Here is a 24,056-nt window from a genome sequence, read left to right as displayed (position 1 = left end):
GGAACCGGGTCGCCTGCCGGCGGGGGGCCGGTGTCGTGGCGGGCACCCGTGCGTACCGTTCGGCTGGATCTTGCGCGAATCAAGCGACCGCTTTCCGCCGACCGCGACCGCCTCAAACGCCGGCGGGGCTGAGAGCCCCAACCCCCGGCCCCGCCGAAACCCAGCTTTACCCGGCAGACCCGCCCCGCCGAAACCCACTTCCGCCCGGCAGACCCGGCCCGCCGAAACTCAGCCCCGCCCGGCAGACCCGGCCCCGCCGAAACGCAGCCCCGCCGGCGGTTGAGGCGCCGCCGGAGGCCCGACGGCCTCGCCGTCACAGAACTGGCCCGGCCCGGACCCCGGCTGATCCGGTCATGCCCTCCGGGGGCGCCTCAAACGCCGGCGAGGCTGAAGGGGCGCCGCCCCTCGGCGGCCCCAGAAGGGGTCAGGCGATGGGGAGGCCCGGGGCCGGGAAGGTGGACATCAGGGACGTCACCTCGGCACGGAGCGCCGACAGGGCCGGTTCGTCGGCGACGGCCCCCGCCGCGACGCCCCGCGCGATCCAGTCCGCCACCACCGGCATGTGCTCCGGCCGCAGCCCCCGCGACGTCAGCGACGGCGTCCCGATCCGGATCCCCGAGGGATCGAACGGCTTGCGCGGATCGAACGGCACCGTGTTGTAGTTCACCACGATCCCCGCCCGGTCCAGCGCCTTCGCCGCCACCTTCCCCGGCACCCCCCGCGAGGTCAGGTCCAGCAGGATCAGGTGGTTGTCCGTACCGCCCGAGACCAGGTCGAACCCCCGCGCGAGCAGCGCCTCGGCGAGGGCCTTCGCGTTGGCCACCACCCCGTGCGCGTACGTCACGAACGACGGCTGCGCCGCCTCGTGCAGCGCCACCGCGATCCCGGCCGTCGTCTGGTTGTGCGGGCCGCCCTGGAGCCCCGGGAAGACGGCCTTGTCGATGGCCTTCGCGTGCTCCTCGCGGCACATCAGCATCGCGCCCCGCGGCCCCCGCAGGGTCTTGTGCGTGGTGGTGGACACCACGTCCACGTGCGGGACCGGCGACGGGTGCGCCCCGCCCGCGATCAGGCCCGCGATGTGCGCGACGTCCGCGACCAGCACGGCCCCGGCCTCCTTCGCGATCGCGGCGAAGGCGGCGAAGTCGATGGTCCGGGGCAGCGCCGTACCGCCACAGAAAATGATCTTCGGCCGCTCCTTGAGGGCCAGGTCACGGACCTCGTCGAAGTCGATCAGCCCGTCGTCCGCCCGTACGCCGTACCGCACGCCCCGGAACCACGACCCGGTCGCCGACACCCCCCACCCGTGCGTCAGGTGCCCGCCCATCGGCAGGGCCATGCCCATCACGGTGTCGCCGGGCCGCGCGAAGGCGAGGTAGACGGCCAGGTTGGCCGGGGAGCCGGAGTAGGGCTGGACGTTGGCGTGGTCCACGCCGAAGAGGCCCTTGGCCCGCTCGATCGCGAGGGCCTCGATCCGGTCGATGTTCTGCTGGCCCTCGTAGTAGCGGCGGCCCGGGTAGCCCTCGCTGTACTTGTTCTGCAGCACCGTGCCGGACGCTTCGAGCACGGCCGCGGACACGTAGTTCTCGCTGGGGATCAGCCGCAGGGTCTGCGCCTGGAGCGTTTCCTCGGCGGCGACGAATCCGGCCAGCTCGGGATCGGTGGCGGACAGGGCGGGATGGCGGCTCGCGGACATGGCGGCTCCTCCGGGGTCGATGTACGGTCTCGTCCCCGCGAGGCCCAGGCGAGCGGCCTTCCATGCGGTCCTGCGCGCACGGCTCCCCCGGAGTTCGTTCTCCGTGCGCCAGTCGCCGTGCGTACCGCTCACCTTAGCGGCCGCGCCACGGATGAGGTTTCCGCGTGCCCGGGACGAGCGAGATAGACAATGACGCCACCCTCGTCACTGCCCCGCACGGACGAAACGGAGACCCCGTGTCGACACGGACCGACGCCCAGAGCATTGCCGCCACCTCGGCCGCCATCAGCGCAGCCGACGCGCACAGTGCGCACAACTACCATCCGCTTCCCGTCGTCGTCGCCTCGGCGGAGGGCGCGTGGATGACCGACGTGGAGGGCAAGCGCTACCTCGACATGCTCGCGGGCTACTCGGCCCTGAACTTCGGGCACGGCAACCGGCGGCTGATCGACGCCGCCCGGGCGCAGCTGGAGCGGGTCACGCTCACCTCCCGCGCCTTCCACCACGACCGGTTCGCCGACTTCTGCGGCGAGCTGGCCGCACTGTGCGGCAAGGAGATGGTGCTGCCCATGAACACGGGCGCGGAAGCCGTGGAGACGGCCGTGAAGACCGCCCGCAAGTGGGGGTACGAGGTCAAGGGCGTCCCGGACGGCCAGGCCAGGATCGTGGTCGCGGCCAACAACTTCCACGGGCGCACGACGACCATCGTGTCCTTCTCCACCGACCCCGAGGCCCGGGACCACTACGGGCCCTACACCCCCGGGTTCGACATCGTTGCCTACGGCGACCTCGACGCCCTCGCGGCCGCCGTCACCGACACCACCGTCGCCGTGCTGATCGAGCCGATCCAGGGCGAGGCGGGGGTGCTGGTGCCGCCGCCGGGCTATCTGGGGGCCGTACGGGAGCTGACGCGGGAGCGGAACGTGCTCTTCATGGCCGACGAGATCCAGTCGGGGCTCGGGCGGACCGGCAAGACCTTCGCGCTGGACCACGAGGGCGTCGTACCGGACCTGTACATCCTGGGCAAGGCGCTCGGCGGCGGCGTGGTGCCGGTCTCCGCGGTGGTCGCCGACCGTGACGTGCTCGGGGTCTTCCACCCCGGCGAGCACGGCTCCACCTTCGGCGGCAACCCGCTGGCCTGCGCGGTCGCCCTGGAGGTGATCGCGATGCTGCGCACCGGCGAGTACCAGCAGCGCGCCACCGAACTGGGCGACCACCTGCACCGGGAGCTGAACCTGCTGGTGGGCGGCGGCGCGGTGACCGCCGTCCGCGGGCGCGGCCTGTGGGCCGGGGTGGACATCGACCCCTCGCTCGGCACGGGCCGGGAGATCTCCGAGAAGCTGATGGAGCGGGGGGTCCTGGTCAAGGACACCCACGGGTCCACGATCCGGATCGCGCCGCCGCTGGTCATCAGCAAGGAGGACCTCGACTGGGGGCTCGACCAGCTGCGCGCGGTCCTGTCGGCCTAGTCGGCCTGGTCGGCCTGGTCGGCCTGGTCGGCCTGGTCGGCCTGGTCGGCCTGGTCGGCCTGGTCGGCCTGGTCGGCCTGGAGTATGACGTGGGGCAGGAAGCGGGCGTACTCGTCCGTGACCGGCCCCGCGGATTCCCGGATGCCGAGCCCCGCCGCCTCGTCCTCGACGACCCACGCGCCGAGCACCACGCGGTTGCCGTCGAAGTCGGGCAGCGGGGCGAGGCCCTGGAAGCACATCGGTTCGTCGTCCTCGGCGCCCGACGGGGGCGCGTACGGGGGCCCGCCCGCGGGGTGCAGGGTGACCCCGTCGCCCTCGCGGCCCAGCAGCGGCTTGGCGACGTACCCCGTGGTGTGCGCCAGCTCGCGCGGGCCGTCGAGGTAGGCCGGGAGCAGGTTCGGGTGGTCCGGGTACAGCTCCCACAGGACGGCCAGCAGGGCCTTGTTCGAGAGCAGCATCTTCCAGACCGGTTCGATCCAGAGCGTGGAACCGCAGGCTCCGCCGAGGTCCATGGTGTCCAGGACCTGCGGGCCGAACTCGTCCTCGGCCAGCCATTCCCACGGGTAGAGCTTGAAGCAGCTGCGGATGAAGCGGAGCTTCTCGTCGACGAACCGGCCGGAGAGCCCGTCCCAGCCGATCCGCTCGACCGACAGGGCCTCGGTGGCCAGCCCGGCCTGCTCGGCGGTCTCCTGGAGGTAGGCGACCGTCATCAGGTCCTCGCCCAGCTCGTCGGCCTCCGAGTGCGCGAAGTGCACGGGACCGGGCGGCAGCAGCCGGGCCTGGCGGCGCCAGGCCTCGACGAGCCGCTCGTGCAGCGAGTTCCACTGGTCGGCGCCGGGGAAGCGGTCCTCCATCCAGAACCACTGCGGACTCGCCGCCTCCACCAGGGAGGTGGGGGTGTCCGCGTTGTACTCCAGCATCTTCGCCGGGCCGCCCTGGCCGTCGTAGCGCAGGTCGAACCGGCCGTAGAGGGAGGGCTGTTCGGCGCGCCGCCGCCAGGACTCGGTGATCAGCGCGCACAGCCGGGGGTCGGTGATCCCGAGGTCCGCGAACCGGGCGCGGTCCACGATGTGCGCGGCCGCGGCCAGGCACATCGTGTGCAGTTCCTCGACCACGTCCTCCAGCGCCTCGACCTCGGGCAGCGTGAAGGAGTAGTAGGCGCTCTCGTCCCAGTAGGGGCGCAGGGAGTCGTCGGGGTAGCGGGTGAGCGGGTAGATCAGCCCCTGCTCCTCGACGATGCGCTGCCAGTCGGGGCGGGGCTCGATGGTGTGCCTGCGCATGCCGGTCAGCCGCCGCTGGACTTGTGGCTGCCGCCGCCACCGATGCCGCCGCGGCTGACCGCGGACTTGTCGAAGCTGCCGCCGGTGGCCTTGCCGTTGCTGGTGGTGCCGCCGTAGTAGTAGGTGCCGCGGCCGCCGCTGCGGCACTCCTTGCTGTCGAGCTTGTCCAGCGAGGTCTTCGACACGCAGCGCTTGTCCGGCTCGCTGCTGGAACCGCAGGCGACGAGGGAGGCGGCGAGCAGTCCCATGCCGCCGAGGGCGACCGCGCCGGAGCGCATGCGGCGCCGTGCGGTGCCGTTCGTGGTGGTCTTGCCGTTGTCGTCCATGTTCGTACTCCCCCTGGGCGGCTCGTTCCGGCCCCCACCCTAGAGCGGGCTGCCCCACCGATGGAATCCGGCCGCCCGAGCCTCCCACCACCTAGTGCCTGACGCGGTACTAGAGTCGGTCCGTGCTTCTCGGGATGGTGTGCGCGCTCGCTTCGGCGGTCTGTTTCGGTACGGCGTCCGTGTTCCAGGCGGTGGCCGCCCGGGCGGCCGAGCCGGGTACGGGCTCGGGGGTGGACCCGGCCCTGCTGGTGCGGGCGCTGCGGCAGTGGCGCTACCTCGCCGGTCTGGGGCTCGACTCCGTCGGCTTCGTCTTCCAGATCATCGCGCTGCGCTCGATCCCCATCTACGCGGTCGGCGCGGCGCTGGCCGCCAGCCTCGCGGTGACGGCCGTGGTCGCGGCGCGGCTGCTGCGGATCCGGCTGAGCGGTACGGAGTGGGGCGCGGTCGGCGTGGTCTGCCTGGGCCTCGGCCTGCTGGCCCTCGCCTCCGGCGAGGAGGGTTCCCGGCCGGCGACCACGGCGCTCAAGTGGACGATGCTGGGCGCCGCGGCGGCGGTCCTGCTGGTGGGGACGGCGGCCGGGCGGCTCCCGGACCGCTCGCGGGCGCTGGTGCTCGGGCTGGGGGCGGGGACGGGTTTCGGGGTGGTGGAGGTCGCGGTCCGGCTGATCGACGGGTTCGCGCCGGGGGCGCTGGTGGCGAACCCGGCGACGTACGCGCTGCTGCTGGGGGGCGGCGCGGCGTTCCTGCTGCTGACCTCGGCGTTGCAGCGGGGCTCGGTGACGGCGGCCACGGCCGGGCTGGTGCTGGGCGAGACGGTCGGGCCCGCGGTGGTGGGTGTGGTGTGGCTCGGGGACCGGACGCGGGAGGGGCTGGGGTGGCTCGCGGTGCTGGGGTTCGCGGTGGCGGTGGCGGGTGCCCTTGCGCTCGGCCGCTTCGGCGAACCGGCCCCTGCGGTGGAGCCGCCGGCGGGCTGACCCGGCCCCGCCCTCAATCGCCGGGCGGCTGCCCCCCGCCTCCGGCGCCCGCGCGCCCGCCCGACGTCGCCTCCGGCAGCGCGTGGACGCCCGACCTCGCTGACGTCGCCTCCGGCAGCGGCTCAACCGCCGGCGGGGCTGGGCTTGCCGCTGCGCGGCGATCCAGCCCGCGCGCGGCCGCCTTCCAGCGAGGCGACATCCCAGCCCCGCCGGCGTTTGAGGCGCGGGGTCCGGGGCGGAGCCCCGGGGTTAGGGGAGGGTGCCGCGGAGGGCCGTGAGGGTGGGGGACCAGGCGCTGTCGGACGGGGTGCCGTAGCCCACGATCAGCGCGTCCCGCATCGGCATGTCCGCCTCCGGGTGCCGGAACCGGGCCAGGCCCTCCAGGGCCAGCTCCTGCCAGGCCCCGGACTGGACGTAGGACCGCTCCGTCCCCCCGGGCAGGTCCAGCACGGCGTGCAGCCCCGCCGCGATGCCCGAGACCGCGACCCGCTCCCCCACCGCCGCCACCAGTTCGTCGCGCCGCCTGCGGTACCGCAGGCGCATCCCGCGCACGTGGCGGTCGTACGCCCCGGACGTGATGAACTGCGCCAGCGTCAGCTGGTCCAGCGCACTGGAGTTCCAGTCGGTACGGCCCCTGACCGCGAGGAGTTCGTCGACCACGCCCGGTGGGGCCACGATCCAGCCCATCCGCAGCCCCGGCGCCAGGGACTTGCTGGCCGTGCCGAGGTAGACCACCCGGTCCGGGTCCAGGCCCTGGAGGGCGCCGACCGGCTGGCGGTCGTAGCGGAACTCCCCGTCGTAGTCGTCCTCCAGGATCAGGCCCCCGGTGGTCCGCGCCCAGTCGACGGCCGCCGCCCGCCGCCCCGGCGTCAGCGCCACCCCGGTGGGGAACTGGTGCGCCGGGGTGAGCATGACGGCCCCGACCCCCAGCCCGGCCAGGTCCCGCGTGCGCGCCCCCGAGGCGTCCAGCAGGACCGGCCGGCTCCGCAGCCCGCTGTCGGTGAGCAGGTCCCGGTGCACGTCGAGGCTGTACGCCTCCACCCCGACCTCCCGCACCCGGCGGGCCCGCAGCAGCCGGGCCATCAGCTGGAGCCCGTGCGCGAAGCCGGAGCACAGCACGATGCGTTCGGGGTCGGCGTGCACGCCGCGGGCCCGGGCCAGGTACCCGGCGAGGGCCTCGCGCAGTTCGATCCGGCCGCGCTGGTCGCCGCCGTAGCCGAAGGCCTCGTTCGGGGCCTCGGTGAGCGCGCGCCGGGCCGCGGTCAGCCAGGCCGCGCGGGGAAAGCCGCCGAGGTCGGGGGAGCCGGGGATCAGGCTGTAGGCGGGCCCCCGGCGCGCGGGGCGGCGTACCGGCGGGGCGGCCGCGGCCCGGCGCGGGCGGGCCCGTTCCGCGACCCGGGTGCCGGAGCCCTGCCGGGCGGTCAGCCAGCCTTCGGCGACCAGCTCGGCGTAGGCTTCGGCGACGGTGTTGCGGGCGATGCCGAGGTCCGCGGCGAGGCTGCGGGAGGACGGCAGCCGGGTGCCGGGGGCCAGCCTGCCACTGCGCGCGGCCTCGCGCAGGGACTCGGTGAGCCCGGCCCGCAGACCGCGGCCCGCGACGAGTTCGAGGTGCAGGTCAGCGCCGAAAGTGGCCCATGAATCCGTCATGAATATGGACCATATACGCGGTCCGCCCGGTTCGTAGAGTGGGTTCATGACCACCCACGCACAGACCCCCGCCCCGACCGACGGCCACACCCACGCCCACGCTCCCGAGCACACGCCCCGGATGCAGATCGGCAAGCTCGCCCCCGAGGTCTACAAGGCGGTCCTCGCCCTGGAGATCGCCTCGAAGAAGGGCCTGGACCCGGCTCTGGTCGAGCTGGTGAAGATCCGCGCCTCGCAGCTCAACCACTGCGCCTTCTGTCTGGACATGCACACCAAGGACGCGATCGCGGCGGGCGAGAGCGTCGACCGGATCGTGCTGCTGAACGCCTGGGAGGAGTCGCGGCACTTCTACACCGAGAAGGAACTGGCCGCGATCGAACTGACCGAGGCCGTGACCGTCCTGACGAACGGCTTCGTTCCCGACGAGGTGTACGAGCGGGCGGCGAAGCACTTCGAGGAGGCCGAGCTGGCCAAGCTGATCGCCGTGATCGCGACGATCAACGTGTGGAACCGCTTCGGTGTCACCACCCGCATGGTTCCGGGCCACTACACCCCGGGCATGTACAAGAGCTGACCGCGGACCGCCGCCTTCCGCCGGCTCACGGGTGGAAGGCTTGCACCGCCGCCGCGAGGTTCGCCCGCGTGGTGTCCGCGTCGGCGGCCGGTCCGGCCGCCAACAGCGCCCACTTCAGGCCGTCCTGGGCGACGAAGACCCGTTCGACGCCCCGTCGGCGGCCGTGCGATTCCGCGCTGTCGTACTCGTAGACCAGCTCGCAGGCGCCCGAGCCGCCGGGAACCGCGCCGACCCTGATCTCCGTGTAGCCAGTGGTGCGTTGGCGCAGGTCGGCCGAGGCCCCCTGGACGGCGTCGAGGGGGCTCAGCTCAGGCTCCACCACGCGGAAGATCTGGAGCAGCGAGGAGCGGTCGGCGGTGCGGTAGAAGACACCGTTGCCGGGATCGTCGCGGATCCAGCCCTTGGGGACGGCGATCGTGAAGCCCTTCGGGTCGGTGAGCGTGGTGTAGCCCGCCGCCGGTCCGCTCGCACTGGCGCTGGGACTCACGAGGTCACTGGCGCTCGCACGGGGGCTGGAGGAGGTCCCGGACGTACGGGGGCCAGGTGATCCGGACGTCGACACGCTGGGCGTGGACGTGCCGTGCGCCTGGTCCGGAGCCGCGCCGCCGGAGTCGCGCAGCATGAACCAGACGGCCGCCGCGCCGATCGCGACGGCGGCCACCGCGATGCCCGCCGTCGCCGGGGTCAGCCAGCGCCGGGACCCGCCACCGGGGGGCGCTCCGGGCGGCCCGGGCTGGAACTCCGGGGGCGGTGGCGGCGGATAGGACAGCGGCGGCGGCTGGACCGGGAGCTGCTGCGTGGGCCCGGACGGCGGCCACCCGGAACCCGCGTCCTCGGCCCGGGTCGGCGGGTACTCCGGCGGCAGGGTGGGCGGCGGCCCGTACACGCCCTGCGCGGGCGGGGCGGCGGGCGCGGGCGACTGCCCGGGCGGCGGGCCGGGGTCGTCCCAGACCCAGCGCTGCGCCTGCGGGTCCCAGCGGGGCGTGCCGGGGGCTTCGGGTGGCACCGGTCAGCCTCCCAGGCTCACGAGCAGGGCGCCGAGCGCGGTCGCCGCGTTCAGCGGTTCGACCAGCGGGGCCCAGCGGGTGAGGGCGCCCCGCAGCCGCTCCCCCAGGCCGGGCCGGATCGCGGTCGCGCCCTCCAGGTCACCGGCGACGGCGTCGAGTTCGGCGTCGAGCGCGTTGCGGTCCTCGCCGCGGGGCAGCCGGACGAGCGCGGCGCGCAGGTCCCGTACCGCTTCGAGGAGTTCCTCGGGCCCGGGCGCCGCGGGCGTCGCCGCTCCGTGGTGGACGGTGTTGGTGATGTTGCTGCCGCCGATGCTGAAGCTGCTGCCGTCGGCGTTGCCGATCCGGACCGAGGGTCCCTCGTACGGGGCCCCGCCCCGCTCACCGTGAGTGGCCACTGCTCCTCCTCCTGCCCGAGTGGTGGGTGGTGTTGCTGTGTCCGCTGCCGCCGACACTGAAGGCGCTGTTGTTCGCCGACTGGATGAACACCCCGCCCTCCGCGACCACGATCGCGCGCTCGGCGAACTCCTCGGTGTGCCAGCCCGCTTCGTGCAGGGCCAGTGTCACACCGCTGACCACCCGGTCCTGAATGGTTTTCAGATACCGGTCGAGGTCCATGAGGTGGAACAGCGAACCGTTGTCCTGCGAGGCGAGTTCGCGCACCGAGAGGCCGGGGCCCTCGGGGAGGGCGCCGCCGTGGCCACCGGTGGTGATCCGCCACCAGCTGGCGATGCCGCGGCCCAGGATGACGACGGAGGAGGCGAGCGAACCGGGCGCGTGCCGCAGGGCCCAGGCGGCCTTGCCCAGCCAGTTGTTGTGGAGGTAGCGGTGGGCGTCGGCGTCGGCGTTCTGGAAGACGGTGCGCAGCGGCAGCAGGACGTGCGGCGCGACCTCCAGCATCATCATCGCGCCCTGGGTGTGGAAGCGGACGAAGACGGTGACGACGAGGTTCTCGTCCCAGCCGCCGACCCGGACGCGCAGGAAGTGGCGGCGGCGTTCGCCGCCCTCCTCGATGGCTGCGGCCCGGTGCTGGGCGAAGGCCTCGGCGGAGAGCGGGACGGCGTCGCGGTGCGGGAGTCCGCCGCCGGGCAGGAACACGCATTCGTCGATGACGAGTTCGCGCAGCCGGTCGAGCACGGCGGCCTGGGCCTCCGGGGAGCCGTGCGGGGAGGGCACGCGCAGGGCCTGGAGCAGGGGGACGATCTGGCGAACGATGTCGCTGTTGGTGACGGGGACGGCCTTGCGGTCGGGGCCGAGGTCCGTGCGCGGGCGGAGTTCGACGGACAGGTGCCAGGGGCGGTACGGCTCGCCCGCGCCGCAGAGCGGATCGTTGATGTCGTACATGACGAGCGGGTTGTACTGCTCGGCCCGCACCCGGCGGCGGATCCGGTCGAAGCGGACGCCCTGGACGTTCTCGGCGGGGTCGTTCGCGAGGTCGGCGTAGCGGCGGGGGGAGAGTTCCCCGGCGATGGCCCGGGCGGCCTGGCCGCGCTGGAGCCAGACGAGGGCGACGACGGCGGCGAATACGGCGGGCACCCACCAGACGACCGCGGCGGTGCCGGAGGAGCTGGAGGAGCCGTAGCCGGAGGAGTCGAAGGGGTCGTCGGAGCTGGCGAAGGAGCTGGTGAGACCGGACATGAGGACGTCGGCGCCGACGGAGCCGAGCGGTCCGAAGGTGTTCCCGGCGGCCAGGGCCACGCCGAGGATCGCGATCACCAGGACGAGCAGGAGCACCCAGGTGTAGACGCGGAGCACGGCGCCCAGCAGACGGACCAGGCGGCTGTCCTGCGAGCGCAGCCAGCGGGACGCGCTGAGCAGGAGGAAGGGCAGCATCAGGGTGGCGAGGAAGCCGCCGGTGAGGATCAGGCCGATGAACCAGGCGCCGATGATCCCGGCGGCCCAGCCGAGTTCGGCGCGGCGGGCGCGCAGGGCGTGGGCGAGGACGCGGGCGGCGTCGAAGCCGTAGGAGGGGGCGACGATGCGCTCCTCGTGGACGTACAGCTCATCGATCACCCGATCGCGGTACGCGGCGTCGAGGTAGGTGCCCGCGCACAGCATCCGGCCCGCTTCGCTGAGCGCGGGGTGCACTGGGGGCCGTCCACCGAGGACGTCGTCCGTGCCACCACCCCCGCCGCCGCGGTCGGAGGGCGTGAGCTGGTGGGGCACGGGAATGTCGGTCACCGGGTGACCTTAGATTTCATTGACATCCCCGGACAGAGGCAATCAAGCCAAAGCGCCCCGGCCAGGTTTGGCCGGGGCGCTCGGTGGTGCTGACTGCTGCTCCTGCGTACTGCTGCGTACTGCTGCGTACTGCTGCGACTGCTAGATGAGGCCCAGTTCGCGGACCGCGTCGCGCTCCTCGACCAGCTCGGCCACGGAGGCGTCGATGCGGGTGCGGGAGAACTCGTTGATGTCCAGGCCCTGGACGATCTCGTAGGTCCCGTTCTTCGTGGTGACCGGGAAGGACGAGATGATGCCCTGCGGGACGCCGTAGGAGCCGTCCGAGGGGATGCCCATGGAGGTCCAGTCGCCCTCGGCGGTGCCGTTGACCCACGTGTACACGTGGTCGATGGCGGCGTTGGCGGCCGAGGCGGCCGAGGACGCGCCGCGGGCCTCGATGATCGCGGCGCCGCGCTTGGCGACGGTCGGGATGAAGTCGTCGGCGAGCCAGGCCTGGTCGGCGATCAGCTCGGCGGCGTTCTTGCCCGCGATCTCCGCGTGGAAGACGTCCGGGTACTGGGTGGCCGAGTGGTTGCCCCAGATGGTCAGCCGCTTGATGTCGGAGACGGCGGCACCGGTCTTGGCGGCCAGCTGCGAGATCGCGCGGTTGTGGTCGAGGCGGGTCATCGCGGTGAAGCGCTCGGCCGGTACGTCCGGGGCCGCGGCCTGCGCGATGAGCGCGTTGGTGTTGGCCGGGTTGCCGACGACGAGGACCTTGATGTCGTCCGCGGCGTTGTCGTTGATGGCCTTGCCCTGGGGCTTGAAGATGCCGCCGTTGGCCGCGAGCAGGTCGCCGCGCTCCATGCCCTTGGTGCGGGGGCGGGCGCCGACCAGGAGGGCGACGTTCGCGCCGTCGAAGGCCTTGTTGGCGTCATCGGTGATCTCGATGCCGCGCAGCAGCGGGAAGGCGCAGTCGTCGAGCTCCATGGCGGTGCCCTCGGCGGCCTTGAGGCCCTGCGGGATCTCCAGGAGACGAAGGTTGACCGGCACGTCCGGGCCGAGCAGGTGACCGGACGCGATGCGGAAGAGCAGGGCGTAACCGATCTGGCCGGCGGCGCCGGTGACGGTGACATTCACGGGAGTGCGGGTCATGGCCTTCTCCGTTAGACAGCTGGCGGTGGGGCGTCCCTGCCCCATGTGCTGGAGGACGCCGCTCCATATCCGCAGTGAATCTTGACGTGAAGAGACATCCGCCCGTCAGGCTATCCGACCCGGGAGCGGCCCATGCGCCGGGTCCGTGTGGTCCGTGGCACATGAACGGGGGCGCCGGGCGGGTTTCCCCGTCCAGCGCCCCCGGTCGGACCGTGCGGCCCGTGTCGTGCGGCTCGTGCTCGGCGGCCCGTGTCAGGCGGGCCTCGCCGGCGGTCCGCGCCGGGCGGTCGTGTCGGGCGGTCGTGTCAGGCGGTCGTGTCAGGCGGTCGTGTCAGGCGGCGACCCGTCCCTGGGCCCGGGCGTCCGCCAGCAGGTCCGCGAACTTGCCGCGGGCCACCGCGATCTCCTCCGCGAGCGCCTGCCCGATCCGCTCGGCCGCCGCGGCCCGCCGCGCTCCGCAGCCGCCCGGCCAGGCGGTGTCCCCGTCCGGCGAGGCCACCGTGAGGTCCCAGGCGTCCCACCAGGTGCCGCCCGCCCGCGGGGCCTGGCACAACTCCCGGAACACCGCTTCGATCCGCAACGGCAGCCCGGCCGGTCCGGGCGCGCCGACCCGGACGCTGAACTCGGCCTCGGGGACCTCCAGGCGGATCTGGCTGCCGATGAAGGAAGCGCTGATCAGACCGGGGATGCCCTGGGCGGAGACCGCTGCGGCCAAATGGATCGCGGGACCCTGCACCTGGACGGGCCGCCGGTTCACTCCGACCACTCCCGGTCGCGGCGCGGGGCCCCGACGGACACCGGGGACGGGCCGGGCGTGGCGACCGGTGCGGGCGTACGGACCGCCCGGGCCGCCTCGGCCTGCTCGGCCACCGCCTCCGGCGAGCGCCGGGAGTTGCGGGTCGCCTCCCGCGCCACCGCCAGGAAGAACGACGGGTAGCTGCGGTCGACGTACTTCGCCAGCGAGGTCACCTCGCCGTGCCGGGCCCGCAGCCGGTTGATGGACACGGTCATCGCGGCGTGGTGCTCGACGTGCAGGTTGTTTCCGTTGGTGTACCAGGTGCTGAACCAGCTCCCGGTGATGGAGCGGGTGTTGCGCAGCACGTCCGTGGTCTCGGTGTCGCACAGGATGTGCTCCGGCAGCTCCAGCAGGAAGTGCATCGGCGCGGCGACGAGCAGCGGCAGCACCCACAGTTCCAGCACCGGACCGCCGTACCCGGCGATCGCCAGGGCGACCGCGGCGACGGGCAGCAGCGCCATCCACCGGTACTCGGTGGTGATCTCGGCGCGCCTGCGGTCGGAGATGTCCCCGGCGTCGTACTCCCAGGTGCCCCGGCAGCTGCGGACGATCTCGCGGCCGATGAGGTACAGCCGACCGTAGTCGAAGGCGCCGCGCGCCAGCATCCCCCAGGTGAGGGGGGCCCTGGTGTCGAAGCCGAAGAACTCCGAGTCCTGCGGGGTACCGAGCTGCTTGTGGTGCTGGAGGTGGCGCACCCGGTAGTGGGTGTACGACACGAGCAGCGGCAGCCCGAGCGGGATCCCGGTGATCCGGTGCGGTTTGGCTGAGGTGAAGGCGGTGTGGTGCAGGGACTGGTGCTGGAGTTCCACCATGTGCGTGTAGACCGCGGCGAGCAGGACCACGCCCGCCGCCGACGGCAGCAGTCCGTCCTGCGCGGTGAGCAGCGCCCCGGCCGTGACGAGGGCCGCGGCGACGCACAGTTTGATGATGAAGATGGTCTGGTCGTGCCCGGTCACGCGGGCCCTCGCGTACAGGAGCTGCGGCTTCCGGGGTATTTCTGCGATCGGCATCGATTCCACCCGTTCTCGGCGTTTCCCTGTCCGGCCTGTCCGGCCCTGGCTGCTAGCGGAGTTCCTTCATGGCGTCCCAGATGCGCGTGTAGTAGCCGTTGGCCACCCGCACCCGCGTCAGTACGCCGAGGGAGATCTCCCGCAGGAGTCCGGGAGAGCGGTCGACGAGCGGTACGAAGACCCCCTCGAACCATTCGGCGCCGTGATCGGCGTCCACGTGGACGTGGATCCGCTGGTAGTCGATGACGTCCTCGGGGACGCTCAGGCGGCGGCAGCCGTCGACCATGGCCTGGAAGCGCGGCGAGGCGCTCTGCTCCAGGACGCCCATCGCGCCGAGGGCGCGGGGGTTGAGGTGGCGGTGGATGCCGTACTGGAGGAGCAGCGAGGCGTTCTCGTACGCCTCGGGGAACTGGAGGTTGGAGTAGTCGACGCCCGACTTCGCCAGGTGGGTGCGCATGTACTGGGCGGAGTGCTCGAACATCCGGGTGTGGATGTGCTCGATGTTCCCCTCGCCCATCTCGTCCCAGTAGTTCTCGGCGATGGTGAGCTTGGTGGGGCCCTGGGTGCCGATCTGCACCATGGCCATCAGGTCGTCGAACTTGCTGTCGACGAGTTCCTCACCCATGAAGAAGAGGGCGATCTCGTTGAGGTCGGCCTCGTCGGCGAGGTACGAGCAGAACTCGGGCTGGGTGTGCTGGTCCGCGGTGGTCAGGAACCAGCTGCGGAACTCCTGGCCCGTCTGCGGCAGCGAGGCGAGGTCCACCTGGCCGTCCTCCCAGGACAGCCAGGCGTCCTCGATCGCCGTGATGCCCGGGTCGCCGTTCAGCCGGGGGATCGAGGCGAAGTCCTCGGGCCCGGCCATGTAGGCGACGTAATGGGCGTGGAGTCGTTTGAAGAGCTTCAGCCGCACCTCCCGGTCATGTGTTCCGGATGCCGGGAACGCCTTCGCCAGGTCGGTCGCGAGGTCCTGGTCGAAAGAAAGCGCGGATCCGGTCGCGGAGGTAATGCGAGGGGCAGCAAGGGCAGTGGCCATTGGTACCGATTCCCTTCGTGAGAGTCTCGTCCTGACTGAGACTCTGCCGTGTCCGGGACACGGCGGAGAAGGGGCCTCAAGGTTCAGCTAACCGCATTGCCGGAATACGCGGGATGGCTTCTCACGGGTTCTCCGGGCTCTCCGGACCCTTCTGGATCTTCGTGTTCGCCGGTTTCTCCGCGCCCTTTTGGATCTCCGCGCCCTTCAGGATCTCCGGGGTCCGCTGATCCTTTGCTTTCCGCGGGTTTCTCCTTCGCCACGACGAAGACCCCGCCGATCACCAGCGCCATGCCGACCAGGTGATAGGCGTGCAGCCGCTCACCGAGCAGCAGGACGGACAGCACGGCGCCGCTGACCGGGGTGAGCGCCGTGAAGGCCGCCACCACGGTGGTGTCCAGACTGTCGAGGCTGTCGTACATGAGCACGACGGCGATCCCGTTGATCGCCACCCCGGTGTAGACCATCAGCGCCCACGTCCGCCAGGAGACCCCGGCCAGGGCCGCCCCCCAGTGCGACTCGACGCCCGCGGGCACCAGGAACATCAGCGCCCCGGCCGTCGAGATGATGAGCGAGAGCCGGGCGGGCGCGATGGGCGTTCTGAGGAGCTTGCCGAAGGTCACGAAGACCGCCTCGCACAGCACCGAGCAGACCAGCAGCAGCACGCCGAGCGCCGCGTGCGCGCCCGCCGTGCGGCCGCCGCCGCTCATCACGTTGATGCTGACGGCGCCGAGCACGGCCAGGGCGATCCCCAGGCCGCGCCGCCCGCCGAGCCGTTCGCCGAGGAAGACGATGGCGACCAGGCTGATCGAGATCGGCACCATGCCGAGCAGGACGCCCGCCTCGATGGCCCCGGTGAACTTCACCCCGTACATGGCGAACACGCTGAAGAGGAACACCCCGAGCAGCGTCTGCGCGAAGAGCACCGCGCTGTCGCGGCGCCCCGGCCGGGTCCGGCCGCCCGGCGCCGGGGGCCGCAGCCGTACGTACACGGCGAGCACCAGGACCGCGCTGACCAGGCGGACGAAAGTGGCGGTGAAGACCGGCACCTCGCGCAGGATCAGCTTGCTCGCGACGAGGTACGAGCCGAGGAGGACCGTCGCGACCGTCATCTTGACGTGGACGGCGCGCATCACGACCGCCCGGCGCCCGCGGTGGCCGCCTCGGCGGCGGGGACCGGCTGGGCCGCCCCGGCGTGGGCGAGGGCGTACTCCACGATGGCCTCGGTGTGCACGTGGACGGTGTCGATGACCGGGGCGTCGAAGTCCTCCGGGCGCACCACCAGCGGCACCTCCGTGCAGGCCAGGACGAGCGCCTGCGCGCCCTTGGCGAGGACGTCGTTGGAGATCCGCAGGAAGCGGTCGCGGGTGGCCTGCGAGATGGTGCCGGTGCACAGTTCGCGCTCGATGGAGTACTGCATGAACGCCCGGTCGTCCGCCTCCGGGGTGACGACCTCGATGCCCCGGGCGGTGAACTCGTCGCGGTAGAACGACTCTTCCATCGAGAAGGCGGAGCCGAGCAGGCCGATCCTGGTGAAGCCGCGGCGGGCGGTCTCCGCCGCGGTCACCTTGCAGATGTTGATGAGCGGGAGGTCGGTCTGCGCGGTGACCAGGTCGGCGTACTCGTGGACGGTGTTGCAGCAGATCGCGAAGAAGTCGGCGCCCCCGGCCTCCAGGCGGCGCGCGGCTCCGGCGATCTGACCGGCGACCGAGTCGCCGTCCCGGGCCGCGATCGCCTCCACCATCGGCTGGAAATCCAGGCTCTCCAGGGCGATGCGGGGGGAATGCGCGAGGCCGAGGCGGCTGTTTATCTCGCGGTTGATCCGGTAGTAGTACGTGATCGTCGAAGGGAAACTCAGACCCCCGACCAGTCCGATCTTCAGAACTCGGGGAGCGGTGCTGCTTTCCGAGCCTTCATCCGTTGCGTTCATTACTGCCCTCCGTAATCCGGAAAATTCCAGAGATACCTACCGACTGTGCATTCCGCGGGCGGGGCGCGGAAGGTACGGTCATGGTTCGGCTTTACGCAGTGCGGTTATTGACGTAACGAATGCGTACGCTTTGCGGTGTTAACCGGCGCGGCGCGGCGTGGTCGCCCGACGCCTACTCGACGCGGAAGACCTGGCCCGTCTGGTGGCCCTCGATCGACTTCACGTAGGCGGCCGCGGCCCGGGCGACCGGTACGGCGTCGAACCCGGCGAACGCGTCCCCGTAGATGTCGAGGGACTCCTCGAAGACGGTCGGGCTGACGGCGTTGATCCGCTGGCGGCCCGGCAGTTCGATCGCGGCCGCGCGGACGAAGGCCTCGACGGCGCCGTTGGCGAGGGAGGCGACCGAGCCGGTGAGCAGGAACTCGCGGGCCAGGATGCCGGTGATCAGGGTGTACGAGCCGTGCTCGGGCAGCCGCTCCAGGCCCTGGAGGACCAGCTCGACCTGGCTGACGGCCTTGCCTTCGAGGCCGTCGCGGATGTCCTGGGTGGCCAGCTCGCCGATGGGCTTCCACGGAACACTGCCCGCGGCGCTCGCCACCGCGTCCACGGGGCCCGCCTGCTCGTACAGGGAGCGGATCGATTCGGGGTCGGTGATGTCGACGAAGAGGTCCGAGTCCTTGCGGGAAGCGGTGACGACCTCGTGGCCGCGCTCCCGCAGAGCCGTGTGAACCGCTCGTCCGAGGGTTCCGTTCGCGCCGATCAGCAGAATCTTCATGGTCCGAGGATGGCGCGGGAGATACCGTGAAGTCCAGCTACTCAGGCTTCAACCATCGTTAAGATGAACTCATGCTTGATGTGAAGCGCATGGTGATCCTTCGTGACCTGGCACAACACGGAAAGGTGACCGCGGTCGCCGATCTGCACGGCGTCACCCCGTCGGCCGTGTCGCAGCAACTGCGCGCCCTGGAGACCGAGGCGGGCGCCTCCCTCATGCGGCGCGAGGGGCGCGGGCTGCGGCTCACCGCCGCCGGAGCGGCCCTCGCGGCCGAGTGCGAACACGTACTGGCCGCGCTGGAGCGGGCCGAAGGGGCGGTACGGGCGCTCGACGACGACCTCAGCGGGGAGTTGAGCATCGGCTGCGCCCCGAGCGCGCTGGGTCCGGTCGCGGCCCCGCTCGTCGCGGAACTGGCCCGGCGCCACCCGCTGCTGCGGCCCCGGATCATCCAGGCCGAACCGGAGGACGCCGTACCGCGCCTGCGGCTCCGGGAGCTGGACCTGGCCGTCTCGTACCACTACCACCTGCTCGGCGAACCGCCCGCGAGCGGCACCACCTCGGTGCCGCTGTTCGACGACCCGCTGTGCCTGGCCTTCCCGGAGGCCCTGCGCGCCGACGTGGAGCGGCACGGGCTCGCGGCCCTGCGCGACCGGGCCTGGATCTCGGCGCCGCCGCCGAGCAGCTGCCGCGAAATGCTGCTGCACGCCTGCCGCAACGCCGGGTTCACCCCGCGGATCGAGCACGACTGCGGGGACCTGCGCGGGGCGCTGTGGCTGGTGGCCACCGGGCACGCGGTGACGATCCTGCCGAAGCTGCTGTGCGGCAGCCCGCCGCCCGGCACCGTGATCCTCACGCTGCCGGGCCGCGGCCGCACCGTGGAGGCCCTGGTCCGTACGGGCGCCAAGGCCCAGCCCGCCATCGCGGCGACCCTGGCCGCACTGGCGGCGCTCGGCGCCCCCGGGGTCAGCGGACCGTGAACCGCAGGCGCGGGGTCAGCGGACGGTGAATCGTACGGCGTCCCGCAGGAACGGGACCTCCAGCCACGGCTTGGGCTCCGTGACCAGGGCCAGCAGGATGATCACGACGCCGAGGAGGCCGTAGGTCACCATGTCCGTGAACCGGGACCGCACCGCGAGCATCCCCACGGACGGCAGCACCCGCCGCATCACCGCGGCGGCGATCAGGGCCACCCCCATGAACAGGCAGCCGACCCGGGCGTAGTCGAGGGCGGTCAGCAGCAGCCCGGCGCCGGTGGCCCCGAGCACGCTGAGCATCGGCCACTGGCGGGCGGGCGCGGGCGCGCCGCCGGGCGCCGCCCGCCCACCGCCCTCGGGCCGGGCGGTGTCCAGGGTGACGGTGGGCGGCCGCCGGGACGCCTCGGCCCTGGCCTTCTCCGGGGCCTTCTCCGCAACGGTGGCCCTCTCCGCGGCCGGGGCTTTCTCCGGAGCCGGGGCGGGAGCCCCCTTCGGGGCCGGGGCGGCGGCCTTCGGGTCCGGGTCCGGGCCGGGAGCCGGAGCCTTCGGGTCCGGCGCGCTCACGGGGTATCCGCGGCCGCGGCGAGCCGTTCCGCCGCCTCCACCACGTTCACCAGCAGCTGCGCCCGCGTCATCGGGCCGACGCCGCCGGGGTTCGGCGACAGCCAGCCCGCCACCTCGGCGACCCCGGGGTGCACGTCCCCGACGATCTTCCCGTGCTCGTCCCGGCTGACCCCGACGTCCAGCACGGCCGCGCCCGGCTTCACGTCCTCGGGCTTGACCAGGTGCGGCACACCCGCCGCGGCCACGATGATGTCCGCCTGCCGCAGCAGGGCCGGGAGGTCGCGCGTACCGGTGTGGCACAGCGTCACGGTCGCGTTCTCCGACTTGCGGGTCAGCAGCAGCCCGATGGACCGGCCGACGGTGATGCCGCGGCCGAGGACCACGACGTGCGCGCCGTTGATCTCGACCCCGTGGTGGCGGAGCAGCTCGACGATCCCGTACGGGGTGCACGGCAGCGGACCCGGCTCGTTCAGCACCAGCCGCCCGAGCGACATCGGGTGCAGCCCGTCGGCGTCCTTCGCCGGATCCATCAGCTCCAGCACGCGGTTGGTGTCGATGCCCTTGGGGAGCGGCAGTTGGACGATGTACCCCGTGCACTCGGGGTTGTCGTTGAGTTCGCGGACCACCGCTTCGATGTCCTCCTGCGAGGCCGTCGCGGGCAGTTCGCGCTGGATCGAGGCGATGCCGACCTCGGCGCAGTCCTTGTGCTTGCCGTTGACGTACCAGCGGCTCCCCGGGTCGTCACCGACCAGCAGGGTGCCGAGGCCGGGGGTGACACCCCCCGCGGTGAGGTCCGCCACGCGGGCGGTCAGGGCGGACTTGATCGCGGATGCGGTGGCCTTGCCATCGAGAATCTGGGCGGTCATGCCGCCCATCCTCCCGGATGGAGCGCCCCCGGTTCCACTCGCGTCCACTCGCGGGTCAGCCCAAGGCGCCCGCCGACGCGCGCGGTTCATTGCACTTGCACAACAAGTGACCTTGTTCGCGGCCAATGGACTGGACAATCCGCTGCGGATCCAGCCACGATGACGGCACTAGTGCCGCGGGCAGTGCCGGGGGGGCGGACCGCATTCGCAAGAGTTCCTCCGTGCTGACCACGCGTCCCCGCACTCCAACGGAGGAACACCCCAAGATGAGCTTCGGCGACCCGAACAACCCCTACGGCCAGCAGCAGCCGGCCCCGCAGGGCGGCCAGCCCGGCTACGGCTACCCGCAGCAGGCCCCGCAGGGCGTTCCCCCGCAGGGCGGCTACGGCTACCCGCAGGGCGGCGCCCCGGCGTACCCCGGTGGTTACTCGGGCGCCCCGATGACGATGCCGGGCGGTGTCTCCGGCGCCCGCGTCATGCTGTTCGTGATCGGCGCGCTCCAGGTCATCGGCGCGGTCATCTTCGCCATCGCGGGCGGCGCCATCGACAAGGCCAAGAACGACCCCTCGGTGCAGGCCGACAGCCAGTTCGACGCGCTCAAGGACTTCCCGACCGGCGCGCTGTACGGCTTCGCCGTCGCAATCCTGCTCTGGGGCGTCTTCGCGATCGTCCTCGGCGCGAAGTTCGGCAAGGGCGGCAACGGCGTCCGGATCACCGCGATCGTCTTCGGCTCGATCACGGCGCTGCTCGGCATCTACCCGTTCATCCTGATCGGTCTGGTGCACACCATCCTGGCGATCCTGATCATCGTCTTCGTGGCGAAGGCCGACGGCGCGGCCTGGTTCAACCGCCCCAAGCACGTCTGACGCGTTCCCCCGTACGACGGCGAAGGCCGCGCCCCGCATTCGCTGCGGGACGCGGCCTTCGCCGTACGCGGGACCGGGACGGTCAGTGGAAGAAGTGGCGGGTCCCGGTGAAGTACATCGTGACGCCCGCGGCGCGCGCGGCCTCGACGACCTGCTCGTCACGGACCGAACCGCCCGGCTGCGCCACGGCCTTGATGCCCGCGGCGGTCAGGATCTCCAGCCCGTCCGGGAACGGGAAGAACGCGTCCGAGGCGGCGTACGAGCCCCGCGCGCGCTCGGCGCCCGCCCGCTCGACGGCGAGCTTCGCCGAGTCCACGCGGTTGACCTGACCCATGCCCACGCCGACCGAGGCGCTGTCCTTGGCCAGCAGGATCGCGTTGGACTTGACGGCCCGGCAGGCCTTCCACGCGAAGGCCAGCTCCGCCAGCTCGCTCTCCGAGAGGGCGTCACCGGTGGCGAGCGTCCAGTTCGCCGGGTCGTCGCCCTCGGCCTGGCCCCTCCCCTTTCCGAACGTGTCGCTCTGCTGGAGCAGCACGCCGCCGCTGATCGGCTTGAGGTCGCCCGGCTGGTGCGGGTCGCCGTCCACCTTCAGGACGCGGATGTTCTTCTTCTTGGCGAGGACCTCCAGCGCGCCGTCCTCGTACGCCGGAGCGGCGATGACCTCGGTGAAGATCTCCGCGACCTGCTCGGCGAGCGCGACGGTCACCGGGCGGTTGACGGCGATGACCCCGCCGAAGGCCGACAGCGGGTCGCAGGCGTGGGCCTTGCGGTGCGCCTCGGCGACGTCCGCGCCGACCGCGATGCCGCACGGGTTGGCGTGCTTGATGATCGCGACGCAGGGCTCTTCGTGGTCGAAGGCGGCCCGGCGGGCGGCCTCGGTGTCCACGTAGTTGTTGAAGGACATCTCCTTGCCGTGCAGCTGCTCGGCATTGGCGAGTCCGCCCGGCTGGCCGTCCGTGTAGAGCGCGGCGGCCTGGTGCGGGTTCTCGCCGTAGCGCAGGCTCGCCTTGCGGTCCCAGGCGCCGGCCAGGAACTCGGGGAGTACGGAGCCCTCTTCCGGAGCGTACGCATTCGTGAACCAGGAGGCCACGGCGACGTCGTAGGCGGCGGTGTGCTGGAAGGCCTCGGCCGCCAGCCGCTTGCGCGCGGTCAGGTCGAAACCGCCCGCCTGGACGGCGGCCAGCACGTCGGCGTAGCGCGCGGGGCTGGTGACGACGGAGACCGACGGGTGGTTCTTGGCGGCGGCGCGGACCATCGAGGGGCCGCCGATGTCGATCTGCTCCACGCACTCGTCGGGGCTCGCGCCGGAGGCGACGGTCTCGCGGAAGGGATAGAGGTTGACGATCACCAGGTCGAAGGGCTCGACGCCCAACTCGGCCAGCTGGCGCCGGTGGTCCTCAAGGCGGAGGTCGGCGAGGATGCCCGCGTGCACGCGGGGGTGCAGGGTCTTGACCCGGCCGTCCAGGCACTCGGGGAAGCCGGTCAGCTCCTCGACCTTGGTGACGGGCACACCGGCCGCGGCGATCTTCGAGGCGGTGGAGCCCGTGGAGACGAGCGTGACGCCCGCCTCGTGCAGGCCGCGGGCCAGCTCTTCCAGTCCCGTCTTGTCGTAGACGCTGACGAGCGCGCGCCGGATCGGCCGCCGGGTCGTCACGGGCGTCACGGGGTCGTTGCTGTCTGCGGTCTCTACGGCGGTCACTGGATTGTTACCTTTCGTCCCTCAATGCGGTAGCCGTGCCGGGCCAGGCGCCCCACGACGTCGACGAGCAGCGTGCGCTCGACTTCCTTGATGCGCTCGTGCAGAGCGGCTTCGTCGTCCTCGTCCCGGATGCCGACCACACCCTGGGCGATGACCGGGCCGGTGTCCACGCCGGAGTCCACGAAGTGGACCGTGCAGCCGGTGACCTTCGCGCCGTACGCGAGGGCGTCCCGCACGCCGTGCGCGCCGGGGAAGGCGGGCAGCAGGGCGGGGTGGGTGTTGATGAACCGGCCGCCGAAGCGGTCGATGAACCGCTCGCCCACGATCTTCATGAACCCGGCGGAGATGACGAGGTCCGGCTCGTAGGCGGCGGTGGCCCCGGTGAGCGCGGCGTCCCACTCCGCACGCGTGGCGTACCCCTTGACCGGGCACACGAAGGTGGGGATACCGGCCTTCTCGGCCCGCTCCAGGCCCACGATGTTCTCGCGGTCGGCCCCCACGGCGACGACCTCGGCGCCGAGGTCGTCGGCGTCGAGCAGGGCCTGGAGATTGGTGCCGGAGCCGGAAACCAGCACGACCAGGCGGGAGGCGGCCATGGGGAGGCCCTTTCTAGCGGAATCCGTGCGGCCTGCGTGCCGCGTTGTGCCTTTGTACGGTCATACGAAAACCGGGCACCCCGATATACGGGGGACCATACGAAGCCGCCGACCGCCTGCAACGATACCGGCACACGGGACGGCCCCCGAGGGACGGGGGGACGACCGGCAGGTAGCGTCAGGCATACAAGCCATTCACCGCCATTCGCACACCACCCACCACACCACTCAGGGGAAGAAACGCACCCGATGCCGGACAGCCGTCAGCCCTCCTCTCCCACTCCGCCGTCCGCGCCCGAGAACACTCCCCCGACGGACAACCCCTTCGCGGCTCCCCCGGAGGGGCGGCCCGACCAGCCCTGGCAGCCGAGAGACGGCGCGGACGAGCAGGAGCGCCGCGACCGCGAGGGCGGCGGTGACAACGGACCCGGCGGCCTCGGGGGCGGCCCGGCCCGCTGGGACCCCACCGACCCGATCCAGCGCCGGGCGCGGTACGCGCTGCTCGCGGGCATGTGGGGCTTCTTCCTCGGGGTCTTCGGGATCCCGTCGGCGGGGCTGCTGCTGGGCGCGCTCGCGGTGTACTGGGGCGTGAGCGCCCTCCGCCCCCGCCCGGCCCCGGCCGCCGACAAGTCCCCCACCCCCGGCGAGCGGGCCGCCACTCCGGCCCCCTC

The 24,056-nt window shown here is 72.4% G+C and carries 22 protein-coding genes, 2 pseudogenes and 1 riboswitch; of the genes and pseudogenes, 6 read left to right on the top strand and 18 right to left on the bottom strand.

Translation table 11 applies throughout. The features are described 5' to 3' along the window. Positions 1–424: 424 nt before the first annotated feature. On the bottom strand, positions 425–1,693 hold the full coding sequence (gene glyA, locus QMF80_RS18770; RefSeq protein WP_283454761.1) for a serine hydroxymethyltransferase: 1,269 nt from the start codon (positions 1,691–1,693) through the stop codon (positions 425–427). A 35-nt stretch (positions 1,694–1,728) separates the two neighbouring features. Beyond that, a riboswitch (ZMP/ZTP riboswitch) is annotated at positions 1,729–1,819 on the bottom strand. 137 nt (positions 1,820–1,956) lie between these two features. Here glyA and rocD point away from each other — a divergent pair. Next, entirely contained in the window at positions 1,957–3,162 is a 1,206-nt protein-coding gene (rocD, locus tag QMF80_RS18765; protein ID WP_283454932.1) for an ornithine--oxo-acid transaminase, read from the top strand. An 80-nt stretch (positions 3,163–3,242) separates the two neighbouring features. Here rocD and QMF80_RS18760 read toward each other — a convergent pair. Next, positions 3,243–4,442, bottom strand: a pseudogene (locus tag QMF80_RS18760) (glutathionylspermidine synthase family protein); the annotation flags it as partial. 5 nt (positions 4,443–4,447) lie between these two features. Continuing rightward, complete coding sequence (locus QMF80_RS18755; protein ID WP_283454759.1) at positions 4,448–4,768, bottom strand: hypothetical protein; 321 nt, start codon at positions 4,766–4,768, stop codon at positions 4,448–4,450. Positions 4,769–4,902: 134 nt separating this feature from the next. Here QMF80_RS18755 and QMF80_RS18750 point away from each other — a divergent pair, with 134 nt between their 5' ends. Continuing rightward, on the top strand, positions 4,903–5,742 hold the full coding sequence (locus QMF80_RS18750; RefSeq protein WP_283454930.1) for a DMT family protein: 840 nt from the start codon (positions 4,903–4,905) through the stop codon (positions 5,740–5,742). 249 nt (positions 5,743–5,991) lie between these two features. On the opposite strand, the gene pdxR is transcribed toward QMF80_RS18750, so the two are convergent. Next, positions 5,992–7,389 carry a MocR-like pyridoxine biosynthesis transcription factor PdxR gene (gene pdxR / locus QMF80_RS18745; protein WP_283454757.1) on the bottom strand — a complete coding sequence of 466 codons (1,398 nt, stop codon included), beginning with the start codon at positions 7,387–7,389 and terminating at the stop codon, positions 5,992–5,994. Between the two features lie 46 nt (positions 7,390–7,435). Here pdxR and QMF80_RS18740 point away from each other — a divergent pair, with 46 nt between their 5' ends. Beyond that, positions 7,436–7,963 carry a carboxymuconolactone decarboxylase family protein gene (locus QMF80_RS18740; protein ID WP_283454755.1) on the top strand — a complete coding sequence of 176 codons (528 nt, stop codon included), beginning with the start codon at positions 7,436–7,438 and terminating at the stop codon, positions 7,961–7,963. Positions 7,964–7,988: 25 nt separating this feature from the next. On the opposite strand, the gene QMF80_RS18735 is transcribed toward QMF80_RS18740, so the two are convergent. The 10 genes from QMF80_RS18735 to QMF80_RS18690 form a co-directional block, all read right to left on the bottom strand. Continuing rightward, positions 7,989–8,969: a serine/threonine kinase C-terminal domain-containing protein gene (locus tag QMF80_RS18735; protein ID WP_283454753.1), complete on the bottom strand. Its 981-nt coding sequence runs from the start codon at positions 8,967–8,969 to the stop codon at positions 7,989–7,991. 3 nt (positions 8,970–8,972) lie between these two features. Further along, a complete protein-coding gene (locus tag QMF80_RS18730; RefSeq protein WP_283454751.1) occupies positions 8,973–9,365 on the bottom strand; it encodes a hypothetical protein in 393 nt (130 codons plus the stop codon). Beyond that, the gene (locus QMF80_RS18725) at positions 9,349–11,148 is read right to left on the bottom strand and encodes an AbeC-like domain-containing protein (protein WP_283454748.1); all 1,800 of its coding nucleotides are present in this window, start codon (positions 11,146–11,148) and stop codon (positions 9,349–9,351) included. The genes QMF80_RS18730 and QMF80_RS18725 overlap by 17 nt, the downstream gene beginning before the upstream one ends. A 141-nt stretch (positions 11,149–11,289) precedes the next feature. Beyond that, positions 11,290–12,279, bottom strand: coding sequence for a malate dehydrogenase (locus tag QMF80_RS18720; protein WP_283454746.1), 990 nt, complete (start codon positions 12,277–12,279; stop codon positions 11,290–11,292). Between the two features lie 331 nt (positions 12,280–12,610). After that, positions 12,611–13,036 (bottom strand): hypothetical protein, encoded by a 426-nt coding sequence (locus QMF80_RS18715; protein WP_283454744.1) that lies wholly within the window; start codon positions 13,034–13,036, stop codon positions 12,611–12,613. Then, the gene (locus tag QMF80_RS18710) at positions 13,033–14,085 is read right to left on the bottom strand and encodes a fatty acid desaturase family protein (RefSeq protein WP_283454741.1); all 1,053 of its coding nucleotides are present in this window, start codon (positions 14,083–14,085) and stop codon (positions 13,033–13,035) included. The genes QMF80_RS18715 and QMF80_RS18710 overlap by 4 nt, the downstream gene beginning before the upstream one ends. 52 nt (positions 14,086–14,137) lie before the next feature. Then, positions 14,138–15,118, bottom strand: a complete 981-nt coding sequence (locus QMF80_RS18705; RefSeq protein ID WP_283454739.1) for an iron-containing redox enzyme family protein — start codon at positions 15,116–15,118, stop codon at positions 14,138–14,140. Between the two features lie 83 nt (positions 15,119–15,201). Next, entirely contained in the window at positions 15,202–16,248 is a 1,047-nt protein-coding gene (locus QMF80_RS18700) for a DMT family transporter (RefSeq protein ID WP_283454738.1), read from the bottom strand. Continuing rightward, entirely contained in the window at positions 16,248–17,045 is a 798-nt protein-coding gene (locus QMF80_RS18695; RefSeq protein ID WP_283454736.1) for an aspartate/glutamate racemase family protein, read from the bottom strand. The genes QMF80_RS18700 and QMF80_RS18695 overlap by 1 nt, the downstream gene beginning before the upstream one ends. Before the next feature lie 172 nt (positions 17,046–17,217). Then, complete coding sequence (locus QMF80_RS18690) at positions 17,218–17,820, bottom strand: short chain dehydrogenase (RefSeq protein WP_283454734.1); 603 nt, start codon at positions 17,818–17,820, stop codon at positions 17,218–17,220. A 71-nt stretch (positions 17,821–17,891) separates the two neighbouring features. Here QMF80_RS18690 and QMF80_RS18685 point away from each other — a divergent pair, with 71 nt between their 5' ends. Further along, on the top strand, positions 17,892–18,797 hold the full coding sequence (locus QMF80_RS18685; RefSeq protein ID WP_283454732.1) for a LysR family transcriptional regulator: 906 nt from the start codon (positions 17,892–17,894) through the stop codon (positions 18,795–18,797). 15 nt (positions 18,798–18,812) lie between these two features. Here QMF80_RS18685 and QMF80_RS18680 read toward each other — a convergent pair whose 3' ends face one another. Continuing rightward, positions 18,813–19,358, bottom strand: coding sequence for a DUF3017 domain-containing protein (locus tag QMF80_RS18680; protein ID WP_349372219.1), 546 nt, complete (start codon positions 19,356–19,358; stop codon positions 18,813–18,815). Continuing rightward, positions 19,355–20,224, bottom strand: coding sequence for a bifunctional methylenetetrahydrofolate dehydrogenase/methenyltetrahydrofolate cyclohydrolase (locus tag QMF80_RS18675; RefSeq protein WP_283454729.1), 870 nt, complete (start codon positions 20,222–20,224; stop codon positions 19,355–19,357). Before QMF80_RS18675 ends, QMF80_RS18680 begins: the two co-directional genes overlap by 4 nt. Positions 20,225–20,490: 266 nt before the next feature. On the opposite strand from QMF80_RS18675, the gene QMF80_RS18670 reads away from it, so the two are divergent. Further along, complete coding sequence (locus tag QMF80_RS18670; RefSeq protein ID WP_283454727.1) at positions 20,491–21,090, top strand: hypothetical protein; 600 nt, start codon at positions 20,491–20,493, stop codon at positions 21,088–21,090. An 82-nt stretch (positions 21,091–21,172) separates the two neighbouring features. Here QMF80_RS18670 and purH read toward each other — a convergent pair whose 3' ends face one another. Beyond that, positions 21,173–22,789, bottom strand: a complete 1,617-nt coding sequence (gene purH, locus QMF80_RS18665; protein WP_502962879.1) for a bifunctional phosphoribosylaminoimidazolecarboxamide formyltransferase/IMP cyclohydrolase — start codon at positions 22,787–22,789, stop codon at positions 21,173–21,175. Next, positions 22,786–23,385: a phosphoribosylglycinamide formyltransferase gene (purN, locus tag QMF80_RS18660; protein ID WP_283454724.1), complete on the bottom strand. Its 600-nt coding sequence runs from the start codon at positions 23,383–23,385 to the stop codon at positions 22,786–22,788. Before purN ends, purH begins: the two co-directional genes overlap by 4 nt. A gap of 249 nt (positions 23,386–23,634) precedes the next feature. Here purN and QMF80_RS18655 point away from each other — a divergent pair. Continuing rightward, positions 23,635–24,056, top strand: a pseudogene (locus tag QMF80_RS18655) (hypothetical protein); the annotation flags it as partial.

The organism is Streptomyces sp. G-G2 (assembly GCF_030063135.1).
Lineage (GTDB): Bacteria > Actinomycetota > Actinomycetes > Streptomycetales > Streptomycetaceae > Streptomyces.
This window is presented reverse-complemented; position numbering and strand designations above follow the sequence as displayed.